The 17072-nt window shown below is 41.9% G+C and carries 17 protein-coding genes; 5 read left to right on the top strand and 12 right to left on the bottom strand.

Annotation, left to right across the window (positions count from 1 at the left end; translation table 11 throughout):
• The first annotated feature begins 22 nt into the window (after positions 1-22).
• Complete coding sequence (lpdA, locus tag RIC88_RS13690; RefSeq protein WP_350218113.1) at positions 23-1417, top strand: dihydrolipoyl dehydrogenase; 1395 nt, start codon at positions 23-25, stop codon at positions 1415-1417.
• Positions 1418-1420: 3 nt separating this feature from the next.
• On the opposite strand, the gene RIC88_RS13685 is transcribed toward lpdA, so the two are convergent.
• The 10 genes from RIC88_RS13685 to RIC88_RS13640 form a co-directional block, all read right to left on the bottom strand.
• Positions 1421-3169, bottom strand: a complete 1749-nt coding sequence (locus RIC88_RS13685; RefSeq protein WP_350218112.1) for a tetratricopeptide repeat protein — start codon at positions 3167-3169, stop codon at positions 1421-1423.
• A gap of 128 nt (positions 3170-3297) precedes the next feature.
• On the bottom strand, positions 3298-3657 hold the full coding sequence (locus RIC88_RS13680; RefSeq protein WP_350218111.1) for a DUF1801 domain-containing protein: 360 nt from the start codon (positions 3655-3657) through the stop codon (positions 3298-3300).
• Complete coding sequence (locus tag RIC88_RS13675; RefSeq protein ID WP_350218110.1) at positions 3654-4022, bottom strand: VOC family protein; 369 nt, start codon at positions 4020-4022, stop codon at positions 3654-3656. Before RIC88_RS13675 ends, RIC88_RS13680 begins: the two co-directional genes overlap by 4 nt.
• Before the next feature lie 7 nt (positions 4023-4029).
• The gene (locus RIC88_RS13670) at positions 4030-4656 is read right to left on the bottom strand and encodes a GyrI-like domain-containing protein (RefSeq protein ID WP_350218109.1); all 627 of its coding nucleotides are present in this window, start codon (positions 4654-4656) and stop codon (positions 4030-4032) included.
• 85 nt (positions 4657-4741) lie between these two features.
• Positions 4742-5230: a YybH family protein gene (locus tag RIC88_RS13665; RefSeq protein ID WP_350218108.1), complete on the bottom strand. Its 489-nt coding sequence runs from the start codon at positions 5228-5230 to the stop codon at positions 4742-4744.
• Between the two features lie 4 nt (positions 5231-5234).
• Positions 5235-6203 carry a helix-turn-helix transcriptional regulator gene (locus RIC88_RS13660; protein WP_350218107.1) on the bottom strand — a complete coding sequence of 323 codons (969 nt, stop codon included), beginning with the start codon at positions 6201-6203 and terminating at the stop codon, positions 5235-5237.
• Between the two features lie 58 nt (positions 6204-6261).
• Positions 6262-7104, bottom strand: a complete 843-nt coding sequence (locus RIC88_RS13655; protein WP_350218106.1) for a hypothetical protein — start codon at positions 7102-7104, stop codon at positions 6262-6264.
• Between the two features lie 167 nt (positions 7105-7271).
• Positions 7272-7847 (bottom strand): dioxygenase family protein, encoded by a 576-nt coding sequence (locus tag RIC88_RS13650; RefSeq protein ID WP_350218105.1) that lies wholly within the window; start codon positions 7845-7847, stop codon positions 7272-7274.
• Positions 7848-7878: 31 nt separating this feature from the next.
• Positions 7879-8232 carry an arsenate reductase family protein gene (locus RIC88_RS13645; protein WP_350218104.1) on the bottom strand — a complete coding sequence of 118 codons (354 nt, stop codon included), beginning with the start codon at positions 8230-8232 and terminating at the stop codon, positions 7879-7881.
• 3 nt (positions 8233-8235) lie between these two features.
• A complete protein-coding gene (locus RIC88_RS13640; protein WP_350218103.1) occupies positions 8236-9072 on the bottom strand; it encodes a DUF3667 domain-containing protein in 837 nt (278 codons plus the stop codon).
• 152 nt (positions 9073-9224) lie between these two features.
• Here RIC88_RS13640 and RIC88_RS13635 point away from each other — a divergent pair, with 152 nt between their 5' ends.
• From RIC88_RS13635 to RIC88_RS13620, 4 genes are all read left to right on the top strand, one after another.
• Complete coding sequence (locus tag RIC88_RS13635) at positions 9225-10499, top strand: hypothetical protein (protein ID WP_350218102.1); 1275 nt, start codon at positions 9225-9227, stop codon at positions 10497-10499.
• 70 nt (positions 10500-10569) lie between these two features.
• Positions 10570-11550, top strand: a complete 981-nt coding sequence (locus RIC88_RS13630; protein WP_350218101.1) for a winged helix-turn-helix transcriptional regulator — start codon at positions 10570-10572, stop codon at positions 11548-11550.
• A 41-nt stretch (positions 11551-11591) separates the two neighbouring features.
• Positions 11592-12716 carry a pyridoxal phosphate-dependent aminotransferase gene (locus RIC88_RS13625; RefSeq protein ID WP_350218100.1) on the top strand — a complete coding sequence of 375 codons (1125 nt, stop codon included), beginning with the start codon at positions 11592-11594 and terminating at the stop codon, positions 12714-12716.
• A 268-nt stretch (positions 12717-12984) separates the two neighbouring features.
• Positions 12985-14352: an amidohydrolase family protein gene (locus RIC88_RS13620; RefSeq protein WP_350218099.1), complete on the top strand. Its 1368-nt coding sequence runs from the start codon at positions 12985-12987 to the stop codon at positions 14350-14352.
• Positions 14353-14448: 96 nt separating this feature from the next.
• On the opposite strand, the gene RIC88_RS13615 is transcribed toward RIC88_RS13620, so the two are convergent.
• Together RIC88_RS13615 and RIC88_RS13610 are read right to left on the bottom strand one after the other, a co-directional pair.
• Positions 14449-14838 carry a hypothetical protein gene (locus tag RIC88_RS13615; RefSeq protein ID WP_350218098.1) on the bottom strand — a complete coding sequence of 130 codons (390 nt, stop codon included), beginning with the start codon at positions 14836-14838 and terminating at the stop codon, positions 14449-14451.
• A 4-nt stretch (positions 14839-14842) separates the two neighbouring features.
• Positions 14843-16912, bottom strand: a complete 2070-nt coding sequence (locus RIC88_RS13610; protein WP_350218097.1) for an alpha-ketoacid dehydrogenase subunit alpha/beta — start codon at positions 16910-16912, stop codon at positions 14843-14845.
• Positions 16913-17072 lie beyond the last annotated feature (160 nt).

The raw sequence follows: 17072 nt of genomic DNA, 5'->3' as shown, positions 1-17072 counted from the left end.
TCCCAATCTAAAATCAATAAGAATGGATTATCAAATAGTAGTAATAGGTTCAGGTCCCGGTGGGTATGTAGCGGCCATTCGTTGTGCCCAACTTGGAATGAAGACGGCTATCATCGAAAAGTATGACACGTTAGGAGGTACATGTTTGAATGTGGGATGTATACCATCTAAAGCATTACTGGATTCGTCGGAGCATTTTCATGCGGCAGAACATACTTTCAAAGAGCATGGCATTGATATCAATAAGCCTAAGGTGAATCTGAAACAAATGATTGGTCGCAAAGCAGATGTGGTGAAGCAGAATGTGGAAGGCATTGATTACCTGATGAGCAAGAATAAAATCGATGTTTTTCACGGAATGGGAAGCTTCGTTGATAAGAATACCATCCAGATAGACGGGAAGAAAAAGCAAAAAATCACTGCTGAAAAAGTCATTATTGCGACCGGTTCCAAACCGGCCAACTTACCATTCATTGAGCTGGATAAAGAACGTGTGATCACGAGTACTGAGGCATTGGAACTGAAAGAAGTGCCCAAGCACATGATTGTAATTGGGGGAGGAGTGATAGGTGTTGAGCTAGGTTCTGTATATGCGCGACTTGGGGCGAAAGTATCGGTCGTTGAATATCTGGATAGCTTAATTCCGACAATGGACTCTACGATGGGCAAAGAGCTTCAGAAATCGTTGAAAGGCCTTGGATTTGATTTTTATCTGGGCCATAAAGTGACCGGCGTGGAGAAAAAAGGGAAAAATGTAACAGTGAAAGCGGAGACCAAAAAAGGTGAGAGCGTTGAAATACAAGGGGATTATTGCCTGGTTTCAATTGGTAGACGACCTTATACAGATAAGCTTGGGTTAGATAAAGCCGGAGTGAAGATGGATGATAAGGGACGAGTTGAAGTAGATGATCACCTGCGAACCAATGTAGACAATATCTATGCGATTGGAGATGTAGTAAAAGGTGCAATGCTTGCTCACAAAGCGGAGGAAGAGGGGGTTTTTGTTGCTGAGTCGATTGCTGGTCAAAAGCCACACATTAATTATAATCTAATTCCCGGGGTAGTTTACACCTGGCCGGAGGTTGCATCAGTAGGGTATACTGAGGAGCAATTGAAAGAGCAGGGGAGAAAATATAAGACCGGAAAGTTCCCGTACAAAGCATTAGGACGAGCCCGTGCAAGTATGGATACTGAAGGTCTGGTGAAAATCTTAGCAGACAAGGAAACTGACGAAGTGTTAGGAGTTCACATCATTGGAGCACGTGCAGCGGATATGATTGCAGCTGGTGTGACTGCAATGGAATACCGTGCCTCAGCGGAGGATATCGCCCGGATGTCTCATGCACATCCAACCTACATGGAGGCATTCAAAGAAGCGGCACTTGCAGCTACTGAGAACAGACCTATTCATATGTAAAAATTATTTGGGGAGGGTGATTTTGAAAGTTGAGCCTTCCCCTAACTTACTTTCCACAGTTACTTCACCGTCGAGTCTTTCAGCAGCTCGTTTCAAAATATGAAGGCCCAGGCCTGTTCCCTCAATTTTACGGTTCACACGGAAGAACATGCTGAATATTTTAGAGACTGTTTCTTCATCCATTCCGATACCATTGTCTGAAGCTTCAACTACAATGTTGCCATCCTTTTCTGCTACTTTGATCGCTATGTATGGCTTGTTTTCTTCAACCCGGGCATACTTGATGCCGTTCTCGATGAGGTTTTGAATGATGGTGTTGACAAGTGCCCACTCTGCTTCATATTTAATGGTCGGTTCAACATCAATTTTGAATTCTACCCGCTCATAGTTGGAGAGAAACTTGTAGGAAGCAATGCAGTCGTAGATAATTTTCTCAAAATCAATTTCCTGCTTCGCATCCTCATTAAAAGACATTTTGGTTAAGTTGATCAAACCATCCAAAATGGTGTTCAGTCGATTGGCCTGTTTTTCATAGTCATCAATAAACTTTAGTGCTGTTTCATCTTCCACTTCGAGCTTTGCTACATAGTTCAAACTCATGAGTGAGGTAATAGGGCCTTTTAAATCATGGGAGATGCGATAAAAAAATGAATCAAGCTCAATCTTTTTCTGCTCGATGATGTCCGCTTTTTCTTTCTGAACACGGGCATCCTGTTCCAGCAAATGCATTTTGTTGATGACGTCATAGCTTTCGATCACCTTGGCAGTCCGGTCGTTAATGACACTTTCTTTTTCATCAATATACTGCTGAAGGTATTTTAGTGCCAGCTCATGATCTCCTCTCTTTTTGGCAATGTCATGCAGCAAAAGATTAGCCCGGAATTTGATTAAAATGATTCTGTTTTTATTGCTGTACTCCAGTGCTTTCACCAGAATTTCTTCTGCTTCATCAAGCCGTCCCATCTTTATGTAAAGTGCTCCTCTTTTGTGATAGCACATGGCCAGGCCCAGCTTTTCACCCATCTCTTGATGGATTCGCTCAGACTCCATGAAATCAGCTTCAGCTTTATCAAATTCTTTCGTATGGGTATAGACCTTACCCCGTCCATAAAGTGCGAAAGCGAGCCCTCTGACATCATCCGTTTTCTTCTTAAAGGCAATCGATTTCTCAATTAGCTCCATGGCTTGCTTGACCTTTCCCTGGTTTAGGTAGATTCCTGACAGGGGGTTGAAGGCATTAGATTGCAGGTTGAGATCTTTTGCTTTTTCCCCTGACTCTATCGAAGCTTGATAAATTTTGACAGCACTATCCACATCTCCGAAAAACTCGTAAATGGTGCCCATGGATTTTTCAACGCGTGCCTTGTTATGGTAATCTTCTAGCTTCTTATAGGTAGCTAGACAGCCAAGAAGATATGTAAGGCCTAGATTGTAATCATCTGTTTTATATAAAGCGCCTGCGATGGTGTATTTAGCGTCAGCTATTCCTTTTTCATCGTTAACGGCTTCCAGATTTTCAATCGCTTCATTGGCCATATTGATAGACAAATCGAAATCACCGATAATCATGTGGAAAAGTGAAAGCTGAGATAGCGATTTTCCAATGCATGCTTTATCGTCAAGCTCTTTGCTCAACTGTAATGCTTCTTCTGCAAGTTTGATGCTCGTTTTGAGGTCATTCACTCGCTTTTTATAAGCATCATCTAATAGGGCCTGAATGCTGGTAACAGAAACAGTAGGTGAGATTTCCAACAGGTTTATTAATAGTCTATCTTGAAAGATAAATGAGGGTTAACAAAAATCGGAACTATAAGCCTAATCTTCTCTTAAGAACCGTAAGAATTAGGTGGATTCACCTATAAAATTGATAAGTAATTTGCTTATCGTTTTGATTTAGCCAAATCATCTAATATGATAGCTTCTTGTACGATTTCATCTATTTGACGTTCCGGAATTTTGGAAACATGATAAAGGTCGATTCCAGCAACCATCTTACGTTTTTTTCTATCTAAAATTCCCTGATCATTTGAAAGCTTATGCCCATTCAGGAAGGCAAGCTCTATTCCTTCATTTTTAATCGGATTTAAGTAGCAAACCCAGCTTTTCCGATAGTACATAGGAATTTCATATTTAATATGCTGAACCAATCCATGATGCTCAGCTAATCGTTGATGTAAATAAGAAACGATGGCCTTTTGTTGACCATCGAGTCCTGAAATAAAATTTATTATTGAGCTCAAGGCAGTTTAAAGTCTGGGTTATATATTAATCCAATGACATTTCCCCAGGGATCTTTGAGGTTAGAGACGACTATTTCTCCTCCAACATTTGTAGGAGCAACATGTTCTGTAGCGCCCAACTCTATAAATCTTTGATGTTCACTTTCTACATTCTCCACTCCCCAGAATGATTCAATGTTATCCGATTTTTTGTCGGAAGGAGTAGCATCGGGAACTAGCCCCAGCTCGTACCCAGCCACATTAAATCCAACATAGAACTCTTCATCAAAGTATGGAGAAACCCCAAAAACTTTTGTGTACCATTCCTTTGCTTCATCCAGATCCGGTACATGATAGATTGTAGTTCGTAATCCTAGTATATTCATAGTTCGTTTACTTTACAGCGTACCTGATAATAGTTCTTAACTTTTCAGTTGGCGTTTTTCTTGGATCACTAAGATAAATCTCATGGTGATGCCCATTCATTTCCAATCCATTCTTCTGCATAAAATCAATCATTTTCATGATGGTGGGTTCCTCCGCATCATAGCTTCCAATATGAAGGATTTGAACGCATTTACCCTCATTTATAAGCTCAAACTTAACTTCATCATTATCAAGAAGCTCAGGTGTTTTCGCTTTAACTTTTTGAACAGCCCGATAAAAGTGATCTCCCTCAACGAAATCCGGCATACGGATAAGAAACTTCCAGTTCCACTCTTCTTTTGGTGTTTTAGTGAAGTTTTTCTGTGCTCCAGGTCCTCCGTCAATCCACCAAAAACCTTCCATCTTAGGTACCTTGAAATCCATGTCTTCTGCCTTACAGGTAAATTTAACTCCATATGCTACCGCATATAGCTGGCCTACTGCATTCCATACCGGCTCAGATTCAGGGTGACCTCTTCCTTCAACCGTGAGATAGTAGTATGGATCCAAATCTCTGATCTCTGGTTTAGCAGTTACTTTGTAATAGTTTGGATCAGCTTTTTGTAGGTCTAATTTTTCGATTGTTGCTTCCATAATTGTGTGAGTTTAAGATTATGAAAACAAAGAAATAAGCCATAGTGACAACCCTATGTCACTCTAAAATGGATATTTTGGAAAATTATTCAAAATGAATAAAATCCCTATTTCTCAGACTCTCTGCCGTGATTTCAACACCATTGATCTCTCCGGTATCCCAATCCTGAATGATCTTCCACACACCATCGATTTTTTTCATTGCCACGTGGAATCGGCCAAGAAAATACCTTGGTTCTTCCTGTGAATTATCGGTGATGCGATAATATCCAACCTCGTACGCATTGTTTCCATTACTTGTACGTGTTTCGAACGTAAACTCGATGATACGCTCTCTGTTCTGCCCTTGCATGTTTTCAGTGTTTCTGGATTTGTATTCATCCCCAACAAGTAGCCTTCCGGGGTTGATTCGCCATACATCATCCGAGTGGATGGCATTGAAAGCTTCACCGTCATTGGTTTCCCATGCTTTGGTAAAGGGTTTCCATATTTGATCGTCAATTTCCTGCTGTGCTGTTTGAGCAACTACTGAAATGCATATTAAAAAGAGGAGGATCGTATTTATTGCTTTCATGATTTTATGTTTTAGCTAGAAAAGGTGCGCTATGATGTTCTAAAAGCTCTTTAGCAAAAGTGGCTGCTATTCCTTGTAATTCGGAAGGAGAAAGGATTTCAATCTCATCACCATACATCATTAGCCATCGGGCAAAGTAATCATAGTATGGAGTAACGAATTTCATTTCATAATGGCCGTCTTCTAATTTACTTTCCTCTACAAACCCCTGATAATATTTTTGCTCACCCATAAACCTTGCCGCTTTCGCTGTACACTTAATAGTTGCCGCTTTCGCATCCGTGCCAATTAAAGCTTCATTTAGAAAATCAAGGTAGTTGGGGTGTTGTGCCGGGTCTATGGTTTCAGGTAATACATTGACTTTCTTAATCCGATCGGTACGGAAGTCTCTCAGATCTTGACGCAACCGGCAGAAAGCTATCAGATGCCACCTTTGGGAGTAAAAAACCATTCCTAATGGTTCTACTTCCCGCGAAGTTGTAGTGTCATTGTATTGGGAATAGTAAGTCATGGATATTAACCTGTTGGTTGCTATCGCCTGCTGGATTTCAGCGATATGGGAATCGACAGGCTGGCGAGGGGTAGGGCTGGGCCGGATCGCTATCCGCTCATCCAGATTTTCCAGAAATTCTTTGTCAGAATACTTGAGCACCGCCTTGATTTTATACATGGCTTTTTCGTATTCCTGAATAGTATAAACATCGGCGTTTCCCTCTACAAACTTCGCACCCATCAGTATTGCAGCAGCTTCTTCCTTATTGAAAACTACAGGGGGTAAATGATAACCTTCGACAATGAAATATCCTTCACCGGCATCACCACCGATAGGCACTCCAGCATCGATAAGTGAGCGGATATCCCGAAAAACAGTCCGTCTGCCTATTTCAAATCTATCCTCAAGTTCGTTCAAAGTGACTCGAGGTTTTCCTTGCAAGTGGATGAGGAGTGCGTTGAGTCGGTCAATTCGGTTCATAGGAGAAAATTATCCAATTTCCCCTTTTTATACTCGAATGACTGATAAAGATTAGTGTTTATTCACTTTTGGGTTTGAGGAATGTGAATCCATCCCAAAATGTTTCTTCATCCAATTCCTGGGCATTTCCAAATAAAGACGCTCCCATTGGTAAAAAGAGCTCATGCTCAGGAATTTCGCTCACCACCTCCAAACGATCCATTTTCAGAAGAGAGTTGTAGATATAGCCATCATAGGTTATTCCTTTGAATTTGACTTCAGTAAGCACAAATGCGCCTTCCTTAAACTCAAAATCCTCAGTCCACTTGATGGATTTCCATATTGATTTATTGGTATCGAAAATCGGGCTGTATTCCATATGGACAATCGCCAGGCTTTCTTTATCAACAAAAAGGGTTCCTTTCGTTTTTCCGAACTTTTTAAGTGGGGTAAACGAGATGATGTAGCTATCTCGGTCATTGAAGAGGGTGTCTCCGACTTGCATGTATTGATATTGAGAGCGCTCTTTTTCATTCAGGAAAGAGTTACCTCGCCAGATGGATGAACGGGCCATTTCTGCGGCATGTCCTTCTATCAGCTTATCCTCATCAACCTTTCTGTAAATTTTCTTGCGTGTCTTAATAGGGCTAATCATTGCCTCTAATCGCTTATTAAGATTGCATGGAATGTAGATGTCTACAATTCCTTCGGCCTCATAAATGTCATTCTGACGTTTAGAAACGGTTTCTTTGTAATAGCCAAAGTTGTGAACCCGGCTCATTTCATAATTGATATGAAATCGATCGAAGGCTGATTCCATAATGTCAAGTCCCTTCTCTGCGCGACTTTTTCTTGATTCGTTCCCTCCCTCTTCATTAGTAAGTGGGAATCCTAAAATAAGTAGTAGTGTAATTAGTGCCATACCCATTCAATTTGGTACAATACAAACTTAGATGTCAAAAAGGCACGAAAACCCCCTTAATTACGCTCATTTCAATATAAGCAATACTCCTAGTGTCTTCTAGACGCTTTTACTTAAAGTAATACTTTAATGAATTTGTCGGATAAATGGTGTTTTAGTGATGAATCCTAATTCTCAGTATATGGGCGTTTCACTTCTATCGATAAAAAGGCGATCAGTGATCCATCGTTATTACGTTTCAAATCAGCTTGAAAATGCTGATCGCTCCTATCTGCAAATCTGGTTCCCATGAAACCCGTGAATTGCTTAAAATGAATATCATATGCTTCCGGTTTCGCTCCGAAAACAGTTGTGTGAATGTGTCGGTTGTCAGAAGAGCTTCCATAGTCACCGGGTAGGATGGTTTGGACGAATATCCTGCCTTCAGCATCTGTAATTGCAGAACCATTCAATCTAGCAGTGGATTCATTGTTGGAAATTGATGGACGATATTCCCCATTGTTGTCAGTATGGTAAAAATGCACTTTTTGATTTGGGAGTGGAGCGCCTGACACCTTTCCGACAAATGTCAGGCATAATGCTAATTTTTCTCCCGGTTCGTCCGGACTGCCAATCTGCAACCGATGAGCAGTTGATAGATTTTTGTAATTTTCTAAAATTTTGGTTTCGAGAGATGAAATTGAGTTTATACTTCGATCTGGACCACAGGCAATCAAGAAAAGGAGAATGAGGTATTTGGGCATGAAGGGTTATACGCCCCATTCATAATCAGGTTTAACTCAAATGGTTTTTTAAAGATTCAATCACTTTTTTACTGTTGCCAACAAAAATCTGATCGGCAACAATAAATACCGGTCGTTTTAGGAAGGTGTATTCTTCCTGAATCAATTGACGATAGTCAGCCTCTGATAGATTCTTGTCACCCAATCCCATCGATCGATACTTCATGGCTTTTCTGGAAAAAAGCGACTCATAAGAACCGGCTCTCTTTTTCATCTCATCGATCTGATCGAAGGTCATTTGATCGGTTTTGATGTCTTGCATATCAAAATCAGAGATCAGCTCTCCTAGATCACCCATGATGCGCTTGCAGGTAGTGCAGGTAGATAGATAATAGACTTTTTTCATATCTCAAATAGACCAAAAAGTGATGAAAAACAGAAGCGCTCTATAGCTAACTAAACAAACCAAGACCGCACATATGCAAAGGATCGTATTTATTAAAGCCCTCCATGGTTTGAAGCTATAGAATTTGCGTTCCATGAAATAAAAAAAATAGGTAAGTGCTAAACAGGCAAAGCTTGTTGAGTAAAAGTTTGTCCCCAGATTTATGATGTCAAATTGTCTCAAAACAACAGCAAAAAAGCCAAATAGTTGAATAACAATGAGTAAAGTGAAGGTCATTGCTTCAAGACTTATCGTTAAATGATCCGCAAAATATTTACGCTTGCTTCCGAGATGAATGGGCCAAAAAAGAATCGCTAGCATGTATGCAAAAACAACCAAGAGTAGCTTCGAGAGTTCTGTTGTTTTTGTGTCGTAGACTGCTTTATATTCTTCAAAAGAAACATTTCTTTGATCAATCACTTCATCCACCCACTCTACAACCAGTGGGCTGTAGTGAAATGAATTTCTTTGAATGCTAAGTGGCGTTGTGAATGTATTGATTAGCGGAAATAGAAAATAAATGAGGTTAGCTAAAAAGAAAATGGAAACTGGTTTCATGTAAGGCTTACGCCGGCCATCAGCAAATTCTTTTGAAAGGAATCCCGGTTTTTGGATAATTACCTTGAGTGTTCGCCAAAGTTTGTTATCTGCAAATGTGAAGGCGTTTATTAGCTCACCAAAAAAGTGTTTCAGCGTTCGGTCATTTTGATTTATGATCTTTTCGCCACAATGATTGCAATAGTTGCCATTAAATTTATTTCCGCAGGTTTTGCAATTACGAGTTGATCCAGGTGAGGGCATAAAGTAAATATCTCTCCCTTCGGTCGAGATGACAAGGAATGAATTGTTTTTTAGTGTCATTTCGAGCTGAGCGAGAAATCTTTAACTTTTCAAGAATGATTTAATAATCTTCCAATTAAGTAAATTACGAGACAACCTAATTTGAATTAATCATGAAAAAAACCAGTATTTGGATTCTCTCTTTAGTCATATTTATTGCGTGTACTCCACCAGAAGAACCACCAACCATGGATGGAATTGCAGAGCAATATGTCAGGCTCATGTTGGAGATCGGGCAGCACGATTCTGATTTTGTAGATGCCTATTACGGACCTGAAGAGTGGAGACCTGAAGCAAAACCGGATTCCTTACCTGATGATGATTTTATCACACGAGCCAACAATCTGATTAGTCAAATCCAGTCAGTAGAAGGTGATAAAGATCGCAAGTTCATGCTGGTGAAGCAATTGATTGCAGCCAGAACCAAAGTGGAAATGATGAATGGAAAGGTGTATTCCTTCGATGAAGAAGCCAGGCTCTTATATGATGCTAAGCCACCAACTTATTCTGAGTCTTACTTCGATAGTTTATTGATGGATCTGGAAAACGCTGTTCCCGGAGAAGGTGAACTTGCCGATCGGTACAATGAGTTTGTAAATCAATTCAACATTCCAAGAGAGAGACTCGATACGGTTTTTCAAACAGCCATAGCGGAAGCCAGAACCAGAACCATGGCACGGTATGACCTACCGGAAAATGAAAATTTTGTACTGGAATATGTGACAGATAAGAGCTGGTCGGGCTACAATTACTATCAGGGTAATAGTCAAAGCCTTATTCAGATTAATACTGATCTGCCCATCAAAATCAGTCGTGCGATTGACCTGGCCTGTCACGAAGGCTACCCCGGGCATCATGTATTCAATGCGTTGTTGGAGCAAAACCTGGTAAACAATAAAGGATGGAAGGAATACTCAGTGTATCCGCTTTTCTCCCCACAATCACTCATTGCTGAAGGTAGTGCCAATTATGGTATCGATGTGGCATTTCCGGGTGAGGAGCGCATGCAATATGAAAAAGAAGTGCTGTTTCCGCTTGCCGGACTGGATGCTTCCATGGCCGATAAGTTTTATGAGGTGCAGGGTCTCATTGGCAAACTAAGCTACGCCGGAAATGAAGCGGCCCGAATGTATCTCAATGGTGAGATCAGTAGGGAAGAAGCAGCGGACTGGATGGTAAAATATCAATTAAGTGAGCGCGAGCGAGCGCTACAACGCACACGATTCTTTGACCAATACCGCAGCTATGTGATCAATTATAACCTCGGCAAGCATCTGGTGGCTAGTTATATAGAATCGCAAGGCGGTACGGCGGATCAGCCAGAGAAGAGATGGGAAGTTTTTAAAGAGCTATTGAGTAACCCTAATACTGCCAGCACCATTAAATAATTATTGCAAGGGTATGAAAGCAGTGTTTATGTAAATATTGTATATTTGACAATTTACTGTAAACTGTAAAATGATTTATAAAAATCAAATTCTTGAGCTATTTGAACAGCATGGTGAACTAAGTGTCAAAGAAATCACAAATAAGGTAGATGCTTCTCGCCAGATGGTCCACCATGCGATTAAGCAGCTTCTCGAAGAAGGTAAGGTTGAGAAATTTGGTCGACCGCCTAAAACGATATATAAGCTTAAAACCACACATCTTAAACAGCCTGATAAAGTAACCATATCAGAAGCAGATGCTAAATTCCTGAAGAATCATTTTCTGTTGATTACGGAGATTGGAGAGATGAAAGCGGGACTGGAAGGCTTTTCATATTGGTGCAGTCAACGAAATCTGCCGGTTCTTAAAACCATGGATGAGTATATTTTCACCCGGAAGAAATACTTAAAATATTTTAGTTCTAAAGAGGTTATTGATGGAACGGATAAGCTTTTAAATACTGAGGGTTTTGAAAAGATATGGCTGCAAAATGTTTATTATTTAGATTTCTATGCTATTGAGCGATTTGGAAAAACCCGATTAGGGGTGCTGCTACATTATGCTAAGCAGGGCCAGAACAAATTCCTTATGAAAATTATTGTTGATGAGATAAAGGAACGAGTCCACTCTTTTATTAATAATTATGGAATTGATGCTGTTGGATTCGTTCCGCCTACAATTCGAAGGGAAGTGCAGATTATGAAATTTCTTCGGGAACAACTCCAAATCTCCTTACCAATAATTAGCCTGCATAAAACAAGTGGGTTGATACCTGTACCACAAAAATCGTTATCAAAGATTAATGAGCGGATCAGAAATGCGGAAAACACGTTTGCAGTGACTGAACAAAGAAGATTTAATCATGTGCTACTGCTGGATGACGCGATGGGATCTGGGGCAACAATGAATCAAATAGCTAAGAAAATCAATAACAAGCAAGTTGCGAATAAGGTAACGGGTCTGGCGATTGTAGGTAGTTTTAAGGGCTTTGATGTAATCACAGATGTTTAGTGAATAAGTAATTAAATTGCTGGTAATCAATCACAACCATTATGAGCATCAACCGAAGAGACTGGATCAGACAAAGTTTACTGGCATCTGCAACGATGCTGGTGGCTGGTCCGCACATTGCACAGGGCTGTGCCAGTGAACGACCATCGAAATTGCAGGGAAAGGACGATTTCATTTTACTGAACTGGAATGAAAACCCGTATGGCCCATCAGATACTGCAATTCAGGCAGTTAATGATGCTATGAAATATGCAAACAGATACCCTGATGAACAAATCAATGAATTGAAAGAAAAGCTGGCTGCAAAGAATGGTCTTAAACCGGCTAATTTTCTCTTGACAGCAGGGTCTACGGAAGTGCTTAGTTTACTTGGGCAACATGTCGGATTACAAAAAGGAGAGATACTCACCCCTTACCCAACGTTTCCCACCGCTTTGCGATTTGGTGAACGAGCAGGGGCGTCAATCAAGAAGGTGAAGCTGGATGCCAATGATCGCATTGATCTGGATCAAACGCTTGAGGCAATTACTGACAAAACGAAACTTGTTTTTATCTGTAATCCTAACAATCCAACGGGTACCGAACTGCCAACTGATGATCTCAAAGCCTTTTGTAGAAAAGTGCCGGAAAATGTCTTGATCTGTGTGGATGAAGCTTATGTAGAGTATTCAAATGCTGGTTTGAAAGGGAGCATGATCAGCCTTGTAAATGAACTTCCTAACCTTGTGATCTGCCGAACATTTTCTAAGGCTTATGGTCTGGCCGGGTTGCGCATGGGGTATGCTGTTTCGAATGTTCGCAATATTCAGGCATTGAGGGATCGACATTTAGGTGCTGAAATCTCAACAGGCTGGCCGCCATTGGTTGCAGCCAATGCGTCACTGGATGATCCTGAATTTATCAACAAGTGTGTAGCAAAAAATGCAGAAGGAAAGCAGATCGTGTATGATGCATATGATAAATGGGGAGTGAAGTATAATCCATCTTCAACAAACTTTATCTATGCGCGTCTGGAGCGATTTGAAAATGATCTGGTGGCTAAGATGCGAAACAAAGGCATCCTCATTACCAAATGGCCGGATATGACCGATCACATTCGGGTGAGCATCAGCAAGCCGGAACACATGCGAAAGTTTGTGGAGGTAGTGGAGGAGTTTTTGGTTTGAGATTCTTCTTCGCCAACTGGCGGATTAGGATGATACCTTCGAAATTTATCCAGCTTTATTTTTCAAGGTGACCTTCTTTTTATAGCACTACTTTTTTCCGTGGGTAATCCCGGACCCACCTAGTCGGAAGGCAGGCTTGATCCGGGACCTTCCGAAATGATAGAAGTATCCTTACGCTAAGGTTCGTGTCTGTGAACCTAATCCACTCGTGGAATAACGCTTTGATTGTTTGAGTAATCCAATTACATTCAATCAAAATGAATGCATTATGAACCATCTATTTGCAGTAGTATTCTTATTTATTTCCTGCACTGCTACGACGCAGAATCCGCAAACAGAGGAAGGGTATATCATCAAGAATGTCAATGTCATTGATGTTCGGGATGGCTCGGTTAAGTCAGGAATGGACGTGCACATTAAGGGTCAGAGGATAAAATCCATAACCAAAACCGGGGAGGTGGAATCGAATACTGAGGTTATTGATGGAACCGGGAGATATGTTATGCCAGGTTTGACAGAGATGCATGCACACATTCCCTCTCCTCAGTGGGGACGAGACAACACCGACGAAACCCTGTTCCTTTATTTGTCAAACGGGGTGACCACCATTCGGGGAATGCTCGGACATCCGATTCATCTGGAGCTCAGGGAGAAAGCTGCGAATAATGAGATTTTGAGTCCACGCATTTTTACCTCTAGTCCTTCGGTAAATGGAAACACGGTGAAGACCATGGAAGAGGCAATTGAGAAAGTAACGAAATACAAAAAAGATGGGTACGATTTTCTAAAGATCCATCCGGGTTTAAAGCGCGAAGTATTTGATCAGGTGGTAAAGACAGCTAATGAAGTAGGGATTGGGTTTTCCGGTCATGTGCCGGTGGATGTTGGTATCCGACACGCAATACAAAATGGATATGGCACCATTGATCATGTGGATGGATTCCTTGAGGGACTGGTTCCGGAGAGCGTGGATGTAAACCCGAACGAAAACGGGTTCTTTGGATATAACTTTTCACACCTGGCTGACACTGACTTGATTGATGAATTGGTGCAGATGACCAAAAAGAAGGAGGTGTGGGTGGTGCCCACACAAAGTCTGTTTGTTCGATGGTTTTCCCCGGTCGATCCTGAAAGGTTCAGGGCTGATCCCGACTTCAAATACATGCCAAAATCCACGGTGGATCAATGGGTAAACAGCAAAAAGAGCCTGATTGAAAACCCGGACTTTACCATAGAGAAGTATATGCTGTTTACAGACATTCGATACCAACTTATTAAATCTCTTCATGAAAATGGTCATGGATTGCTGTTGGGCTCGGACGCACCTCAGGTGTTTAATGTGCCGGGTTTTTCCATTCATCATGAGCTGGATGCTATTGAAGATATTGGATTGAATCTACTGGAAGCGATTCAGACTGGTACCATCAATCCTGCTAAGTACTTTAATATGGAAGGTGAATTCGGAGAGGTGATCGAAGGAGCCAGTGCGGACTTGATTCTGCTTGATCAAAATCCGTTGGAAGACTTGAAAAACCTTAGAAACCCTGTAGGGGTGATGGTCAGGGGGCAGTGGCTGGACAGAGCCACTATTGATCAGCGACTAGAAGAGATTGCAGAACGTGCGAAGGATATTTAGGGTAATCACAGACCCTGAAACAAGTTCAGGGCCACTTTCTATTGTTATTTCGCAGTTCCTTATTTCCGAGCGTCATCCCGGACTTGATCCGGGATCTTAATTTTTTAAGCCCATTTTTTGAATTTCATTTTCAATGATTTCAATCCATTTTCTTCTTTGCTTATTAGGAGCTTCTTCAAGCTTAAGCCAAGCATTAGAAATGCCACCTTTTAATTGAAACCTAGTAAGTATGTAATTTTCGCTTTCTACTTTACCGATGTATCTAATTTCCACGGGAGCGAATTGCTTGACCATATGTGAGAAGCTTCCTTCAAATTGTAAGTTATTATTGATGTCCAACCTAAGCTCTTGAAATCTTTTTAGGAGATGTAAAGAATCATAATTATCAATGACGTGCTCATAGAGCCCATTTTTTGAATTCTTTACGAGTTGAGAAAATGATGCAATTACAAAAGAACATGATAATATGAATACTAAAAATCTCATAAACTCAAAACGCCAAAATCTCCTTCATCTTCTCACTTATCCGTTCCGCATTAGGCACCACTGACTCCATCAAAGGCACATTATGCGGAAGAGGAATATCCGGCATGGCTATTCGCTCTACTGGGGCATCCAGGTAACTAAACCCTTCGGAAGCTAGCACTGCAGCGATCTCAGCTCCAAACCCTGCCGTCATCGCATCTTCGTGCACGATCAGGCATTTGTTGGTTTTCTTGATAGAGTTGAGCACGGCTTCTTTGTCCCACGGCATGATGGTACGTAAGTCAATCACATCAGCTGATATGCCAGTTTCATCTACTGCGCCTTCGCATGCTTCACACATCGCTCCCCAGGTCACGAGCGTGATGTCTGTTCCTTCTCTGAGGAGGTTCGCCTTGCCAAATGGCACCACAAATTCATCTCCAGGGTATGGTCTTCGGGCGTACCGGTTGTCGTTCAGGTTTCGGTGCTCGAAGAACATGGTCGGGTTGTCCGATCTCATCGCTGAGCGGATCAATCCCACGGCATCCTGTGCATTGCTCGGGAAGGCCACCTGCCAGCCAATGGCATGGGCAAACATCACTTCGTTGGTCACTGAGTGCCACGGGTCACCCACTTTGGCAAATCCTCCGGGCATCCGCACTACGATCGGAGCTGCAAATCGGTTGGCAGTTCTCCAGCGTGTGGTTCCACAGTTGTTGAGCTGCTCCATGGCCGGATCCGCATACTTTCTAAACTGGATCTCCGCCACTGGCATCAGCCCGGCGTAGGCCATGCCCACCGCACGACCAATGATTCCTTCTTCCGAAAGCGAGGTGTCAAACACACGGTCTTGTCCGTATTTGGTTTGTAAGCCCATTGTCACGGCGTGCACACCACCTTTCATTCCCACATCTTCCCCAAAGACCAATACTTTCGGATTGGTTTTTAGCTCATAATCCAATGCAAGATTGATTGCTTCACCAATATTGATCCTTCGTTTGTCGGGATTTGGCTGTTCGCTGCTGGCTGGAAACTCAGGATTGGACGGACGGATGCCACCAATTTCCTGTACCTCATCCGGCTCGGAGAATACAAATTTCTTAACTTTAGAAGCATCAGGTTGTGGCCGGTTCAGCGCAGCTTCTGCTGATTTATCTACAATCTTTTGCGCTTCTTTTTCCAGTGCTTTCCACTCTTTGTCGGGAAACATCTTTTTTACTGCTTTCAATGGATCATTGGCCTGTTCTTTTTTGACCAGCTTCTCATCCTTGTAAGCCTGATTATCCTGATAGGAGTGACCGTTTAATCTAGGTACGGTCAGGCGCACCAATGCAGGTCCTTTTCTGGATCGCACATGATCCGTTCCTGCCTTTAGCAATTTGTATGCTTCCTCAGGATCGGTACCGCTACCGTCCCAGATGTCCAGATTTTTGAATGAAGCCAGGTTCTCCGCAATGTTTTTACCCGGGGTTTGGTATTCACTGGTTACCGAAATGCCGTATCCATTATCTTCGATGTAGAAGAGCACCGGTAGCTTTTGCGTGGTAGCAATGGTCAGTGCAGACCAAAATCCATTGGTAGCCACGGAAGCATCCCCTCCTAGAATGGCTGCAATGGAATCTTTGTATTCTTTGTTTTTAAGTGTCTTCGCATGGTACTCGATACTCTGGGCCCAACCTACCGCCGGTGTGTATTGAGCTCCCACATCACCAGCCATTGGTAGCACCACACATCCTCTGTCAGATTTTGGCATGTTGCACACCACTCCAATATCGCGTCCATCACTGTAGCCACCGGATCTCGTTAAAGGAGCCGAAAGTGCATCTTCCACCGACAGCCCAAGTCCGATCATAAGCGGTCGTGAGCGATAATAGGCACTCGCTGAATCTTTTGGTTTGTCGAGAAGGTGAGCAAGGATTAGCTGTCCCAATTCGTGCCCTCTTGCAGAGAACTGATACAATACTTTTTTCTCAGGAACGAGCTTGTTTTCCTCCAGATCGTCCATCGCTCGGGAGATGAGCATTTTCAACGCGATCTCTTTCCAGTCTATCGCCGTTTCTTTCTTCTTCTTGGGTGCTGTTGCTGTTTTTGACATAGTTTATCGTTGGGGGCGCTAAGTTACAAAGGCAAAGGTTTGTGGTGAAACCGTTTATCAGATCAAATGGATCATTTTAATGCCCAATCCCTACTAAACATTAAAATAATCGTAAATTAATGTTTATGAAGTTGCAGACCTTAGTTTAATGCCTTACATT

It is taken from the genome of Ekhidna sp., from assembly GCF_040220215.1.
Taxonomy (GTDB): Bacteria; Bacteroidota; Bacteroidia; order Cytophagales; family Cyclobacteriaceae; genus Ekhidna.
The sequence above is the reverse complement of the archived record's forward strand: the minus strand, read 5'-3'. Positions and strand labels throughout refer to the sequence as shown.

Excerpts from the sequence above, each read along its gene's own strand:
- lpdA (WP_350218113.1), top strand. The coding sequence starts at position 23 with ATGGATTATCAAATAGTAGTAATAGGTTCAGGTCCCGGTGGGTATGTA.
- RIC88_RS13615 (WP_350218098.1), bottom strand. The coding sequence starts at position 14,838 with ATGAGATTTTTAGTATTCATATTATCATGTTCTTTTGTAATTGCATCA.
- RIC88_RS13635 (WP_350218102.1), top strand. The coding sequence starts at position 9,225 with ATGAAAAAAACCAGTATTTGGATTCTCTCTTTAGTCATATTTATTGCG.
- RIC88_RS13675 (WP_350218110.1), bottom strand. The coding sequence starts at position 4,022 with ATGAATATACTAGGATTACGAACTACAATCTATCATGTACCGGATCTG.
- RIC88_RS13655 (WP_350218106.1), bottom strand. The coding sequence starts at position 7,104 with ATGGCACTAATTACACTACTACTTATTTTAGGATTCCCACTTACTAAT.
- RIC88_RS13625 (WP_350218100.1), top strand. The coding sequence starts at position 11,592 with ATGAGCATCAACCGAAGAGACTGGATCAGACAAAGTTTACTGGCATCT.
- RIC88_RS13620 (WP_350218099.1), top strand. The coding sequence starts at position 12,985 with ATGAACCATCTATTTGCAGTAGTATTCTTATTTATTTCCTGCACTGCT.
- RIC88_RS13630 (WP_350218101.1), top strand. The coding sequence starts at position 10,570 with ATGATTTATAAAAATCAAATTCTTGAGCTATTTGAACAGCATGGTGAA.
- RIC88_RS13610 (WP_350218097.1), bottom strand. The coding sequence starts at position 16,912 with ATGTCAAAAACAGCAACAGCACCCAAGAAGAAGAAAGAAACGGCGATA.
- RIC88_RS13645 (WP_350218104.1), bottom strand. The coding sequence starts at position 8,232 with ATGAAAAAAGTCTATTATCTATCTACCTGCACTACCTGCAAGCGCATC.
- RIC88_RS13640 (WP_350218103.1), bottom strand. The coding sequence starts at position 9,072 with ATGCCCTCACCTGGATCAACTCGTAATTGCAAAACCTGCGGAAATAAA.
- RIC88_RS13660 (WP_350218107.1), bottom strand. The coding sequence starts at position 6,203 with ATGAACCGAATTGACCGACTCAACGCACTCCTCATCCACTTGCAAGGA.
- RIC88_RS13650 (WP_350218105.1), bottom strand. The coding sequence starts at position 7,847 with ATGCCCAAATACCTCATTCTCCTTTTCTTGATTGCCTGTGGTCCAGAT.
- RIC88_RS13665 (WP_350218108.1), bottom strand. The coding sequence starts at position 5,230 with ATGAAAGCAATAAATACGATCCTCCTCTTTTTAATATGCATTTCAGTA.
- RIC88_RS13670 (WP_350218109.1), bottom strand. The coding sequence starts at position 4,656 with ATGGAAGCAACAATCGAAAAATTAGACCTACAAAAAGCTGATCCAAAC.